The 12800-nt window shown below is 68.2% G+C and carries 13 protein-coding genes; 8 read left to right on the top strand and 5 right to left on the bottom strand.

Going from position 1 to position 12800, the window contains the following annotated elements:
- Positions 1-27: 27 nt before the first annotated feature.
- A complete protein-coding gene (locus IEY21_RS03735; protein WP_188901506.1) occupies positions 28-687 on the bottom strand; it encodes a TetR/AcrR family transcriptional regulator in 660 nt (219 codons plus the stop codon).
- Between the two features lie 134 nt (positions 688-821).
- On the opposite strand from IEY21_RS03735, the gene IEY21_RS03730 reads away from it, so the two are divergent.
- The 4 genes from IEY21_RS03730 to dxs all read left to right on the top strand — a co-directional run bounded on the left by IEY21_RS03730 (position 822) and on the right by dxs (position 5393).
- A complete protein-coding gene (locus IEY21_RS03730; RefSeq protein ID WP_229752860.1) occupies positions 822-1649 on the top strand; it encodes a hypothetical protein in 828 nt (275 codons plus the stop codon).
- 235 nt (positions 1650-1884) lie between these two features.
- Positions 1885-2565, top strand: coding sequence for a PspA/IM30 family protein (locus tag IEY21_RS03725; protein ID WP_188901504.1), 681 nt, complete (start codon positions 1885-1887; stop codon positions 2563-2565).
- Between the two features lie 224 nt (positions 2566-2789).
- Complete coding sequence (locus IEY21_RS03720) at positions 2790-3491, top strand: hypothetical protein (RefSeq protein WP_188901502.1); 702 nt, start codon at positions 2790-2792, stop codon at positions 3489-3491.
- Between the two features lie 3 nt (positions 3492-3494).
- Complete coding sequence (gene dxs / locus IEY21_RS03715; protein WP_188901500.1) at positions 3495-5393, top strand: 1-deoxy-D-xylulose-5-phosphate synthase; 1899 nt, start codon at positions 3495-3497, stop codon at positions 5391-5393.
- An 84-nt stretch (positions 5394-5477) separates the two neighbouring features.
- Here dxs and IEY21_RS03710 read toward each other — a convergent pair whose 3' ends face one another.
- The 3 genes from IEY21_RS03710 to IEY21_RS03700 form a co-directional block, all read right to left on the bottom strand.
- Positions 5478-6770: a glutamate-5-semialdehyde dehydrogenase gene (locus tag IEY21_RS03710; RefSeq protein WP_188901498.1), complete on the bottom strand. Its 1293-nt coding sequence runs from the start codon at positions 6768-6770 to the stop codon at positions 5478-5480.
- Positions 6771-6837: 67 nt separating this feature from the next.
- Positions 6838-7590 (bottom strand): fumarylacetoacetate hydrolase family protein, encoded by a 753-nt coding sequence (locus IEY21_RS03705; RefSeq protein WP_188901496.1) that lies wholly within the window; start codon positions 7588-7590, stop codon positions 6838-6840.
- Positions 7591-7642: 52 nt separating this feature from the next.
- Complete coding sequence (locus IEY21_RS03700) at positions 7643-8320, bottom strand: Crp/Fnr family transcriptional regulator (RefSeq protein WP_308424815.1); 678 nt, start codon at positions 8318-8320, stop codon at positions 7643-7645.
- A gap of 152 nt (positions 8321-8472) precedes the next feature.
- Here IEY21_RS03700 and IEY21_RS03695 point away from each other — a divergent pair, with 152 nt between their 5' ends.
- Complete coding sequence (locus IEY21_RS03695; RefSeq protein ID WP_229752859.1) at positions 8473-9177, top strand: ABC transporter ATP-binding protein; 705 nt, start codon at positions 8473-8475, stop codon at positions 9175-9177.
- A 26-nt stretch (positions 9178-9203) separates the two neighbouring features.
- On the opposite strand, the gene IEY21_RS03690 is transcribed toward IEY21_RS03695, so the two are convergent.
- The gene (locus IEY21_RS03690; RefSeq protein ID WP_188901492.1) at positions 9204-10289 is read right to left on the bottom strand and encodes an NADH:flavin oxidoreductase/NADH oxidase; all 1086 of its coding nucleotides are present in this window, start codon (positions 10287-10289) and stop codon (positions 9204-9206) included.
- A gap of 60 nt (positions 10290-10349) precedes the next feature.
- Between IEY21_RS03690 and IEY21_RS03685 the strand changes: the two genes are divergently transcribed.
- The 3 genes from IEY21_RS03685 (at position 10350) to nusA (ending at position 12769) form a co-directional block, all read left to right on the top strand.
- Entirely contained in the window at positions 10350-10802 is a 453-nt protein-coding gene (locus IEY21_RS03685) for a GNAT family N-acetyltransferase (RefSeq protein ID WP_229752858.1), read from the top strand.
- A gap of 211 nt (positions 10803-11013) precedes the next feature.
- Positions 11014-11529 (top strand): ribosome maturation factor RimP, encoded by a 516-nt coding sequence (rimP, locus tag IEY21_RS03680; protein WP_188901490.1) that lies wholly within the window; start codon positions 11014-11016, stop codon positions 11527-11529.
- Positions 11530-11584: 55 nt separating this feature from the next.
- Positions 11585-12769, top strand: a complete 1185-nt coding sequence (nusA, locus tag IEY21_RS03675; protein ID WP_188901488.1) for a transcription termination factor NusA — start codon at positions 11585-11587, stop codon at positions 12767-12769.
- Positions 12770-12800 lie beyond the last annotated feature (31 nt).

Below are 12800 nucleotides of genomic sequence, written 5' to 3'. Positions count from 1 at the left end.
AACCCCTAATGTCGCGGATGTATCAGGTCATGGGTGGGACGCCTCCAGCCGGGCCATCACCGCCCGTAGGGCCAGTTCAAATTCCTGCCCGTAGACGTTGCCCGCAGGGTCGGTTCCGGCGGCAGAGGGACCCGCCGGGCCAAACGGGAAGCGCGCCGGAGCGCCGCTCAGCTGCTGCCAGCCGACGGACAGGGCATAGACGTGCTGCAGGACGCGGCCCGCCGTGGCGGACGAACACGGCATCAGGGCCGTCAGGGCCACGAGGGGAGCGTGCAGGTCGTCCTGCAGGTCCCGCAGCCGGTCCGGATGAGCCTGACGCTCCAGCACCGTGCTGTAAAGAACAAGCAGGCGGCGCAGCGCACCGTTGTCTGCGCTGACGGCCACGAGCACGTCGGCCAGCTGAGTCAGGGTGGTCGGCTGCTCCCGGCGCAACGCCTCCTCCAGGCGCCCGGTCCAGTCACGCAGGTGCCCGGCGAGCAGTTCCAGGAACAGGTCCTCCTTGGTGCCGAAGTACAGGTACAGCGTGCCCTTGGCGAGTCCGGCCTCGCGGGCCACCTCGTTCATGCTCAGGTCCGTGTACGAGGTGCCGGCCCACAGCCGTTCGGCGGCCCGCAGGATGTCATCCCGTCTTTGTCTCTTTTCGGTGGCGCTGCGGGCGCGGATGGGACGGGAACAGTCACTGATCATGCGCCCGGAACCATAGTGGCCCGGCCCCCCGGCGCGCCATGAACGACCTCACGTCCGGAGGCGGGGCCGCTCTCCCCGCACCGGTCAGGGCCCTCAAAGTCCACGCTCATACAAGGCGCTTAGGATGCGCCCATATGTCCTTTCAATGGTCCCCCCCGCGCCCGATCCGTCTGCGCGCCACCCCCCTGCGTACCGCCACGCAGGCGCTGGTGTGCCTGGCCCTGGGAGCCGCCGCGCTGAGCGGCCCCGCCCACGCCCAGGGCACCTCCGCCGCTTCCAAGGCGACGACCTCGGCGGCGACCGCCCGCGCCGCCAGCGCCGTGGCGGTCGAGATCAGCGCCGCCATCAAGGGCCAGATCATCTCGTGCCCGGCGGCCCTGAAACTCAGCCCGAGCGCCGTGTGCCTGTACGTGGGCAGCGGCGCGTCCACCCTGCGGCCCATAATCAGCGGCCGGCTCAGCGGGCGCACGGTGGGGAGCTGGAAGACCGCGGCCAAGTCCAGCACGCTGCTGGTAACCGAGACACCCGGCGGCCCGGTTGGAGCCTTCGTGCTGCTCAGCGCCCTGAACGACAAAGAAAGCCTGATCGTGGTGGACGCGGCTCAGGGCAAGGCGGCGGCCTCGGCGGCCAAACCCGCTGCGCCGGCGGGCGTGATCAAGGGACAGCCCTACGTGCTGGGCCGTGATCTGGCGGGCGTGGTCAACGTGACCAGCCTGGGCGCGGGCAAGTTCCGCCTGACCACCGAGGACGGCCCGGCGCTGACCGTTACCGTGGGCCAGAAGAATGCCGGCACCGAGGGGGGCACGGTCGAGTTGCCGCTCGCCCCGGCCACCGACGGCCAGAACCTGATCTTCCCGCTCGCGGGCCTGCGCTCGCTGGGCTGCACGGTGACGCCGGCAGGCAGCAACCTCACGGTGGCCTGCGGCGCAGACAGCATCGGCCTCAAGCCCATCGTGTTCTGAGCGGCCAGATCTGAGCGGCCAGACAGGTTGAGTGCGCCGGAAAGAGGCCTCCATGACCGCTCCGCAGCGGCGGAGGCCTCTTCTCTGGTCTTTACTCTGGTCTTCAGGCAATCTTAAGAAGTGGTGGCCTGGGGATGACGGCGGCAACCGGAGCGGCGCACAGTGCGTAACAGACACACAAACGCCTGAACCGTGGAATGGGCGTGGTCTCGCCAATTTTCCAGGAGGAAACACCATGAGTATTCTTGATCGTCTGTCCCGTCTGCTGCGCGCCAACGTCAATGACATGATCAGCAAGGCCGAGGACCCCGCCAAGATCATCGATCAGGCCCTGCGCGACATGCGGGCCGCCTACGCCGAGGCCCGCAGCGAGGTCGCCGAGGCCATGAGCCAGAATGCCCGGCTGGAACGCGAGGCGGGCACCAACCGCCGGCTGGCCGACGAGTACGGGAAAAAGGCCGAGGAGGCCCTGCGCGGCGGCAGCGAGGACCTCGCCCGCGAGGCGCTGCGCCGCGCCCAGAACTCCAAGGACCTCGCCCGGGGCTTCGATGAACAGAGTGCCCTGCAGTCGAGCACCATCGACCAGCTCAAGACGCAGTTGCGGGCGCTGGAAGCCAAGATCGACGAGATGGAGTCCAAGAAGTCTTTGCTCGCGGCGCGGCAGAAGACGGCCCAGGCCGGGGAGACGCTGGACCGGGTGTCGGGCTTCGGCAAGGCGGGCAACGCCATGGACGCCTTCGACGAGATGGAGCAGCGGGTGGCGGGCATGGAAGACCGCAACAAGGCCATGACCGAACTGCGCTCGGAAAACGACATCGACGCCCAGCTGCGTGACCTGGGCCGCGATCGCGACATCGACGACGCGCTCGCAGCGCTGAAGGCCAAGGTCGGCGGCGACGCCGGAAAACAGGGCTGAACTGCAGCCAAAACACGGCCGAGCGGCCTCTACTCCGCGCGAGCCTGCAGAAAGCTTAAAGATGGGCCGGAAACCCCGGCGATCCCCCCACCCGGTGGGGGGCTTTTTTCCGTTCAGAGCGGCGGCCAGCCCCGCTGGCGGGCTCCCCTTCATCCCAAAGCGGGACGCCCGACTTCAGGTTTGCTGACAGAATAGGCACGATGGCGCGCGTTACCCTGGAACATATGCGAGGTTTTTCTCAGGTCTCTGGTGTGGGCCGTGCGGCGGTGGGGGTGTGGGCCGTGCTGGCACTGGGGTCCTGTGCGCCCCGCACCAGCGGCCCAGCACCGACGGTTCAGGCCAGCACTCCCGTCAGTGCGGTGTCGTTCTATCCACACGAGCCGGGGCTGGGCTGGTCGTATCTGCTGGAAGGAGAGCCCACCACCACCACGCCCTACGTGCTGCGGACGCTGGGGCCGACCATCTATGCCGGACAGAACGCCGACGCGCTGCAGCTCACCGGACGCGGCGCGGACCAGACGTGGTACCGGACCTTCTCTGCCGCCGGCGTGCAGCTGCTGGGCCTGCGCAAGCCGGGCGTGAACGTGCGCCTCGATCCCCCGTGGCTGGAATACCCGGCCGAGACCGGGTGGAAAGTGGGCCTGAACTGGCGCGGCCAGAGCGGCGTGACCATCAGCGGAGACGACGGCAAGGTGCAGGCGCAGGGCACGCTGAACTACAGCTACACCGTGCAAGAACGGCGTCCCGTGGACACGCCCGCCGGCAAGTTTGACGTGTGGGTCGTGACCCGTCAGGTCAGCGACACGGTGGGCGGTCTGTTTCCCGCCACCCAGCAGCTGTGGTTCACGCCGTATGTGGGTGAGGTCCGCACCCCCGAGGGCCTGCTGCTGGTGCGGCGCAACTTCACCACCCCGGGAGGGCGCTAAAACATGACCGATATCCAGAAATACAGCCTGCAGGGCGGCACGCCCCTGCTCGACCGTGTCAACAACCCTGCGGACCTCAAACAGCTTTCGCGCGACGAGTTGCCCGCGCTGACCCAGGAACTGCGCGACGAGATCGTGCGGGTCTGCTCGGTGGGCGGCCTGCACCTCGCCTCCTCGTTGGGGGCCACCGATCTGATCGTGGCGCTGCACTACGTGCTCAACAGTCCGCGCGACCGCATCCTGTTCGACGTGGGCCATCAGGCCTATGCCCACAAGATGCTCACCGGACGCCGGGGTCAGATGAGCAGCGTCAAGAAAGAGGGCGGCCTGAGCGGCTTTACCAAGGTCAGCGAATCCGAACACGACGCCATCACCGTGGGGCACGCCAGCACCTCTTTGGCCAATGCGCTGGGCATGGCGATGGCGCGCGACGCCCTGGGCCAGAACCATCAGGTGGCCGCCGTGATCGGCGACGGCTCGCTGACCGGCGGAATGGCGCTCGCCGCCCTGAACACCATCGGTGACCTGGGCCGCAAGATGCTGATCGTGCTGAACGACAATGAGATGAGCATCTCCGAGAACGTCGGCGCGATCAACAAGTTCATGCGCGGCCTACAGGTCCAGAAGTGGTTCCAGGAAGGTGAGGGAGCCGGCAAGAAGGCGGTGCAGGCGGTGAGCAAACCGCTCGCCGAATTCATGAGCCGGGCCAAGAGCAGCACGCGCCACTTCTTCGACCCGGCCAGCGTCAACCCGTTTGCCGCCATGGGGCTGCGCTATGTCGGCCCGGTGGACGGGCACAACGTGCAGGAACTGGTGTGGCTGATCGAGCGTCTGGTTGATCTGGACGGCCCGACCATCCTGCATGTGGTGACGCGCAAGGGCAAGGGCCTGAGCTACGCCGAGGCCGACCCGATCTACTGGCACGGCCCGGGCAAGTTCGATCCGGAAACCGGCGACTTCAAGCCCAGCAGCGCGTATTCGTGGAGCGCGGCCTTCGGGGACGCCGTGACCGAACTGGCCCGGCAGGACCCGCGCACCTTCGTGATCACGCCGGCCATGCGCGAGGGCAGCGGGCTGGTGGGGTACAGCAAGGTGCACCCACACCGCTACCTGGACGTGGGCATCGCCGAGGACGTGGCCGTGACCACCGCCGCCGGCATGGCCCTGCAGGGCCTGCGTCCCATCGTGGCGATCTACTCGACCTTTCTGCAGCGGGCCTACGACCAGGTGCTGCACGACGTGGCCATCGAGAACCTGAACGTCACCTTCGCCATTGACCGCGCCGGGATCGTGGGGGCCGACGGCTCCACGCACAACGGCGTCTTTGATCTGAGCTACCTGCGCGGCATTCCCAACGTCCGCATCGGCCTGCCCCGCGACGCCACCGAGCTGCGCGCCATGCTGAAATACGCCCAGGAACACGACGGGCCTTTTGCCATCCGGTATCCGCGGGGCAACACGGTGAAGGTTCCTGAGGGCACCTGGCCCGCCCTGGAATGGGGCAAGTGGGAGGCGCTCAAGGACGGATCGGAGGTGGTCGTGCTGGCCGGCGGCAAGGCGCTGGAATACGTTCTGGCCGCCGTGCAGGACCTGCCCGGGGTCGGCGTGGTCAACGCGCGCTTTGTCAAGCCGCTGGACCTGCAGATGCTGCGTGAGGTGGCCGGCCGCGCCCGCGCCATCATCACCGTCGAGGACAACACCGTGGTCGGGGGCTTCGGCAGCGCGGTGCTCGAGGCCCTCAACGAGATGGGGCTGAGCGTGCCGGTGCGGCTGCTGGGCATCCCGGACGAGTTCCAGGAACATGCCACCGTGGAGAGCGTGCACGCCCGCGCTGGTATTGACGCTCAGGCGATCCGCACGGTGCTCGCCGAGCTGGGTGTAGACGTCCCGCTGGGGGTCTAGACCTCGCGGTCCAGGGATGAAGAAGGGGACTGCACGGGCATACCGCAGTTCCCCTTCTTCATCCCCCGCGTCCTTCCTGAGCCCTCACCGCCTAGTCTGCCCCTCCCCCATCACCACCCATTTGGTGGTGGTCAGCTCACGCAGGCCCATCGGTCCGCGGGCGTGCAGTTTCTGCGTGCTGATGGCGACCTCGGCCCCCAGGCCCAGCTGGCCGCCGTCGTTGAAGCGCGGGCTGGCGTTGACGATCACGGCGGCGCTGTCCACGTCCTGCACAAAGCGCTCGGCCTGGGCCGGGTCACGGGTCAGGATCACGTCGGTGTGGTTGCCGTGCGCGGCGATGAAATCCAGCGCCTCATCCAGTCCGGCCACGACCCGGATGCTGGCGGTCAGGGCCAGGAACTCGGTGCCGTAGTCGGCAGCGGCAGCGGGGCGGGCGGGCAAGCCCGCGTCCTGCAGGGCGCTCAGCGCTTCGGGGTCGGCCCGCAGATCTACGCCGTGTTCGAGCAGGGCCCGGGCAACGGCGGGCAGGGCGGGCAGCGCCTCGCGGTCCACCAGCAGCGTGTCCAGGGCGTTGCAGGCGCTGGGCTTGTGCACCTTGGCGTTCACCACGATCTCGGCGGCCCGCTGCACGTCTGCCGGGTCGCGGGTGAACGAGGCGTCCAGGTACAGATGAACCACGCCGATGCCCCCCACGATCACGGGCACGGTGGCGTTTTCCACGCAGTAGCGGTGCAGCCCCGCTCCCCCGCGCGGAATGATGGCGTCCACCAGATCGTCCAGCCGCAGCAGTTCCCGCATGCGCTCGCGCGCCGGGTCGCGAATCACCTGAACAGCGGCCTCCGGAAGATCCAGCGCGACCAGAGCGGCACGGATGGCCTCTTCCAGGGCGGCGTTGCTGTGAACCGTTTCCTTGCCGCCCCGCAGTATCACCGCGTTGCCGCTCATCAGGGCCAGCGCGGCCACATCCACCGTCACGTTCGGGCGCGACTCATAGATCACGCCGAGCACACCCAGCGGCACGCGCCGCTGTGACACGCGAATGCCGCTGGGCTGGGTCTGCGCCGGCGTGCGCTCACCCACCGGGTCAGGCAGCCGTGAGACAGCCTCCACGTCGGCGGCGATGCCCTCCAGCGAGGCGCGGTCCAGGCGCAGCCGGGCGACCATGGGCTCGGGCACACCCGCGTCCAGGGCGGCGCGGACATCGTGGGCATTGGCCGCCAGAATGGGTTCCTGCCGCGCCCGCAATTCCCGCGCGATGGCCTGCAGGACCTGCACCTTGCGCCCGGTGGGCAGTGAGCGCAGCGTCCGCGCCGCTGCCCGGGCGCGCACGCCCATCTCCCGGATGCCCACCGTTACCGTCTCCCCCGCCGCCGTCATGGCTTCAGCGTAACAGGCACGCGGCGGGGCCCACGGGCGGCGCATAGACCGCCCGCGCCCCAGACGGTCAGCCGATGTGGGTTGTCAGGGTTCCGATGCCCTCGACCTCGACTTCTACCGTATCGCCGGATTGCAGCGGGCCGACCCCCTCCGGTGTGCCGGTCAGCACCACGTCGCCGGGTTCCAGGGTCACGAAACGGGTTACGTAGGTCAGGATGTCCACGACGTTGAAGATCATCAGACTGGTGCGGCTGTCCTGTTTCGTTTCTCCGTTCACCCGGGTCTGCACCCGCAGGTCGGCCGGGTCCAGCTCGGTCTCCATCCACGGCCCCAGCGGACAGAAGCGGTCGGCGGCCTTGGCACGGAACCACTGCAGGTCGGTCTTCTGCAGGTCACGCGCCGTCAGGTCCAGACCGCAGGTGTAGCCCGCAACGTGGGCCAGGGCAGTCTCGGGGCTCAGGTGCGCGGCACGCCGCCCGATGACCAGGGCCAGCTCGCCCTCGAAATGAAAGTTCTGGGTCCAGTCGGGCCGGTCCACGGTGCCGCCGGGTTCGGCCAGCGCGTTGGGGCCTTTGAGGAACAGACCCGGTTCACGGGGCAGGTCCCCACTGTCGTTGCCCAGCTCGCGGATGTGGTCGAGGTAATTGCGCCCGACGCACACAATCTTGGTCGGCTCCGCGGGGGGCAGCAGCGCGGCCCCGGCCAGCGGCACCCCCTCCCCCGTTCGTGCGCCGCCCAGCCCGTCCACAAAATGAATCTCGTCGCCGCTCAGTTCACCCCAGCGCGCCTGCCCACCCTGCTGCACCCGTACCATTCGCATGACGGGCAGGATAGCGTGCCGCCCCGACCTGCCGGCGCACTCTCCTGCCGGCTCACTCTGCCGGGTCGGCCTCTTCCAAGGTCAGGTCGCCCAGACCCTCGGGGTCGAGCAGCACCACCGTGTTGGGCGTCGCCTGCACCATCCCCAGACCCGCGAGCGTGCGCATCACCCGAGAGACCGTCTCGCGGCTCGACGAGATGCGCTGCATGATGTCGGTGGTACTCAGGGGCAGGGTCGCCGGCTCCGGCACGCCCGCCGCGAGCCGCTGACGGTACAGGTGCAGGAAGACGTGGCTCAGGGCCGCCTGGGTGTTCAGGCCAAAGGCGATCAGCTCATCGTTCAGGAAGGTCACGCGCTCCACGAGCATCACGCTGAGGTTCCACAGCACCTGCGGATGGCGCTGCAGCAGCTGCTGAAAATGGGTGCGGTGCAGCATCAGGGTGGTCACCTCACCCAGCGCCTGCACCGTGGCGCTGCGCTCCCTGCCACTCAGCACTGCCGTCTCGCCGATCACTCCCGGCGCATAGACCTCACCCATCACCCGCTGGCGCCCCACCGTGCTGACCCGGCTCACGCGGACGACGCCGCAGGTGAGCAGGTGCAGCGCCTCGCCCTGCGCGTCCTGCGCCACCACGATCTCGCCTGCGGCGAAGTGACGCTGCGTGACCACGCGGGCGGCGTCACGCAGCGCCTCCTCGGGCACATTCTGGAACAGGGGGTTCCGCTTCAAATCGTCCAACCGAGACATCACCACGCAGGTTAGCGTGAAGTGCCCCCCCCCAACCGGGAGCCATGTCTCTACCGGGGCTGCTCCGCTCGCCATCTTCATGATTCGCGGCCTTCTGCGCAGAGCCTTCATACCGGCATGGATAAGATGCCCCCGTGACCGCCCTGCCCCACGCTTGTCTGCCCGACGCCCCCCCTGCCCTGGAGGCGGTGAACATCCGCCACGGCTTTGGCATCCTGAGTGTGCTGCACGGCGTGTCGTTGCAGGTCAGGCCCGGCGAGGTCGTGGCGGTGACCGGTCCCTCGGGCAGCGGCAAGAGCACCCTGCTGCACCTGCTGGGCGGTCTGGACGTGCCGCAGGGCGGCGAGGTGTGGTGGGCCGGCGAACGCGCCGATACGCTCGATACCCAGCGCCGGGCGACCCGCCGGGCCGGACGGGTCGGGCTGGTGTTCCAGCACCACTACCTGCTGGAAGACCTGAACGTGCTTGACAACGTGATGATTCCCTGCCGCCTGGCCGGTCAGGACGATCCTGCCCGCGCCCATGCGCTGCTGGCCCGGGTGGGCCTGGGCGGGCGGGAAAGGACCATGCCCGGCGTCCTCAGCGGCGGCGAACGGCAGCGGGTGGCGGTGGCCCGCGCGTTGGCCTCGCGCCCGGCGGTGGTGCTGGCCGACGAGCCGACCGGCAGCCTGGACCGGGCCAACGCCGTCAACGTGGCGGGTCTGCTGCTGAACCTGGCCCGCGAGGACGGCGCGGGCGTGTTGCTGGTAACCCACGACGAGCGTCTGGCCGCCTACGCTGACCGGACGCTGCACCTGCTGGACGGCCGCTTTACCGACGAGTTGCCGGTTTACGGCTAACCCACCGGGCACCAGCGGCCCGGCAATCAGTCCAGGCGGGTGCCGCGTGCGTACTGCGGCACCGGGTCAAACGGCACTCCCATGCGGTGCGCGGCGTGCTGCACCCAGTGCGGGTCCCCCAGGAAGGGACGGGCCAGGGCGATCAGATCGGCGTGGCCGTCTTGCAGGGCCGTTTCGGCGCGTTCGGGCGTATCGATCATACCCACCGTCATGACCGTCAGGTCCGGCACCGCCCGCTTGACCGCCGCCGCGAAGGGCAACTGGTACGCGGGCCCGGGAGTGATCTGCTGCTCGGGGGTCAGGCCGCCGCTGCTCAGATCCAGAACGTCCACGCCCTCGGTCGCCAGCAGGCGGGCGAGCGCCACCGTCTGTTCCTCGTCCCAGCCGCCCGGTGCCCAGTCGGTGGCGCTCAGGCGCACGAACAACGGCTTGTGGGTCGGCCACGCCGTCCGCACCGCCCGCGTGACCTCCAATACGAAGCGCACCCGGTTCTCGAAGGAGCCGCCATACTGGTCGTCACGCGAGTTGGACAGCGGGGACAGGAACTCGTGCAGCAGGTACCCGTGCGCGGCGTGGATTTCCACGGCGTCAAAGCCCGCCATCTCGGCGCGCTGGGCGGCCGAGACGAAGTTCCGGACCGTGCGGGCGATGTCCTCGGTGGTCATGGCATTGGGCGTGGCGAACGAGGAGGCGTAGGGCCGGGTGTCGGGGCCCACGACGGCCCAGCCGCCATACTCATGGGCCACCGCGCCCTTGCCGCGCCACGGCGCGTAGGTGCTCGCCTTGCGCCCGGCGTGCGCGAGCTGAACGCCGATGCGGCCTCCCTGGGCATGCACGAAATCGGTGATGCGCCCCAGCGGAACGATATGCTCATCGGCCCACAGGCCCAGGTCCTCGGGGCTGATGCGGCCCTCGGGTGAGACGGCGGCGGCCTCGCTGAAGATCAGGCCTGCCCCGGCGAGTGCGTACTGTCCCAGGTGAACCAGATGAAAGTCGTTGGCGAGGCCACCTCGCGCGCTGTACATGCACATGGGCGAGACCACCACCCGGTTGGGCAGCGTCAGGCCCGCCAGCTTGAGGGGAGTAAACAGTTGGGGCGTCGGGTCGGGCATACGGACAATCTAGGCACGCGCTCGCCGCTGCGCCAGATGGCAGATGCTTAGGCAGTGTCCATGCTTCAGAGTAACGCCATGCCCGAACACCCCACGGTGGCGTTTCAGACCACGCTGGACGGCATCTGCGCTGCCCAACTCACCGGCTTTTTCGAGGGCTGGCCCCAGCCGCCTACCCCCGACACACTGCACCGGCTGCTGTCCGGGTCCTCCCACATCGTCCTGGCAGTCCAGGACAGGCAGGTGATCGGCTTTGTGAACGCGGTCAGCGACGGCGTGCTCAGCGCCTATATCCCGCTGCTGGAAGTGCGCGCCGGGTGGCGCGGTCAGGGCCTGGGCACCCGGCTGATGGAGCATCTGCTCGCGCAGCTCGGTGGCCTGTACACGATCGACACCGCCTGCGACGATGAACTGGTGCCGTTTTACGCCCGCTTCGGAATGGCGCGCGGCAACGCCATGATCCGCCGGGACTACGCGCGGCAGAACGGACAATCCGGGGCTGCTGAACGGTAAAATACGGAAGATTCAGGGCGGAAGCCTGCAGCACCTATCCGGGGCAGTTTTTCGCGCCTTTTGTAATCCATTTCCCGCCCACAACGCCATATCGGGTATACTAGGGAGGAAATTCCTCGAACGAGGGGTGGGTGACGGCCCACCTTTTTTCGTGGAGGGGGTGGTTCACAGCGCTGCAGGCGGATGGAAACAGAGGCCGGGCCGACACAATATGAATAACAACGCAACCCACAACTCAAAAGGCACCGCACCGGACAGCACCAAAGGTCAGCCGAACACACAGATTGCCGCCCTGCAGGCCATCGCGCAGCGGGGGGTGGAATCGCTGGGCTTCGAGGTGCTCGAAGTGCAGCTGCAGAATGCAGGCGGTCAGCCCATCGTGCTCGTCCGCATTGACCGGCTGGACGAACAGCCGGTCACGGTGGACGACCTGACCAGCGCCAGCCGCGCGGCCGAGGCCGAGTTTGACCGCGTGGACCCGATTGCCGGCGAGTACCGCCTGGAATTCGAGTCGCCGGGAGCCAAGCGGCCGCTGCTGCGCGCCCGCCACTTTGAGCGCATGGTGGGCCTCAAGGCCCGTGTGCGCGCAGAGGGTCACGCCTTTACCGCGCCCATCACGGGGGTGGACGGCGAGGCCGTGACCTTCGACGTGGCCGGTGAGCCCGTGACCCTGCAGGCCGGAACCTTCAGCGCCCACCTGGCCGAGTTTCCCGACCGCCACCGCTGAGGACCGCCACACCGGACGACCTCGTCCCACAACCGAAGGACAAAGGAAGAGTGAGATGACCCAACCAGAATTCAATTTTGCCGATGCGCTGCGTGAAGTGGCGCAGGCCCGCAACATCAACGAGTTGCAGCTGATCGAGGCTTTCGAGCAGTCCCTGGCCCAGGCCTACACCCGCAACGTGGAACCCGACAAGCGCATCGAGGTTCACCTCGACCCCGTGAGCGGCGAGCTGGAAGTGCTCGTCGTGCGCGAGGTCGTGGAAGTCATCGAGGACGAGCATCTTCAGATCTCGCTGGCCGACGCGCTGGAACTCGATCCCGGCGTGGAACTGGGTATGGAGATGGAGTTCCCGGTGGACCGCGAGAAGTTCTCGCGCATCGCGCTGCAGGCTGCCAAGCAGACCCTGACCCAGAAAATGCGCGAAACCGAGCGCAACGTGGTCTTCAACGAGTACAAGGACCGCGAGGGCCAGGTGCTCACCGCGCAGGTGGTCCGCAGCGACAACAAGGGCAACTGGTTCGTGGAACTGGGCGCGGGCGAGGCGATTTTGCCCCCCCGCGAGCAGATCCCCGGCGAGAAGCTGACTCCTGGCAACCGCGTCAAGATCTACCTCAAGGAGGTCCGCAAGACCCCCAAGGGGCCGACCATCCTCGCCAGCCGCGCCGACGAGCGACTGCTCGACTACCTGCTGCGTCAGGAAATCCCCGAGGTCGCCAACGGCATCGTGGAGGTCAAGGCGATCTCGCGCGAGGCCGGGCAGCGCAGCAAGGTCGCGGTCTTTTCCCACAACAGCAACGTTGATCCCATCGGCGCGTGCATCGGCCACCGCGGCAACCGCATTCAGGCCGTGACCGGTGAACTCGGGCGCGAGCGCGTGGACGTGATTCTGTGGGACGCCAACACCCGCGACTTCATCCGCAACGCGCTGTCTCCTGCCAAGGTGGGCCTGATCGAGGTGCTCGCCGACCGCCAGGAAGCCACCGTGACGGTCACGCCCGATCAGCTGTCCCTCGCCATCGGCAAGGGTGGACAGAACGTGCGTCTGGCCGCCAAGCTGACCGGCTTCAAGATCGACCTGCGCGAGACGGCGGCCATCAGTGATCTGGACGCCGCCATGCAGCAGGCGCTGCAGGACGAGCAGGAAGGCCGCGAGGCCGACGTGGCCCAGTCGGCCTTCGACGCGCTGTTCAAGGACAGCAAGTCGGTGGCCACCGCCAGCCCGGAAGACGTTCAGGAGTAAGCCTTGAACGCCGCCGCGCTCCAGCCCCCAC

This window comes from Deinococcus aerophilus (genome assembly GCF_014647075.1).
In the GTDB taxonomy this organism is placed as follows: Bacteria; Deinococcota; Deinococci; order Deinococcales; family Deinococcaceae; genus Deinococcus; species Deinococcus aerophilus.
Note: the sequence above shows the minus strand (reverse complement) of the source record. Positions and strands in the feature narration are given on the sequence as shown.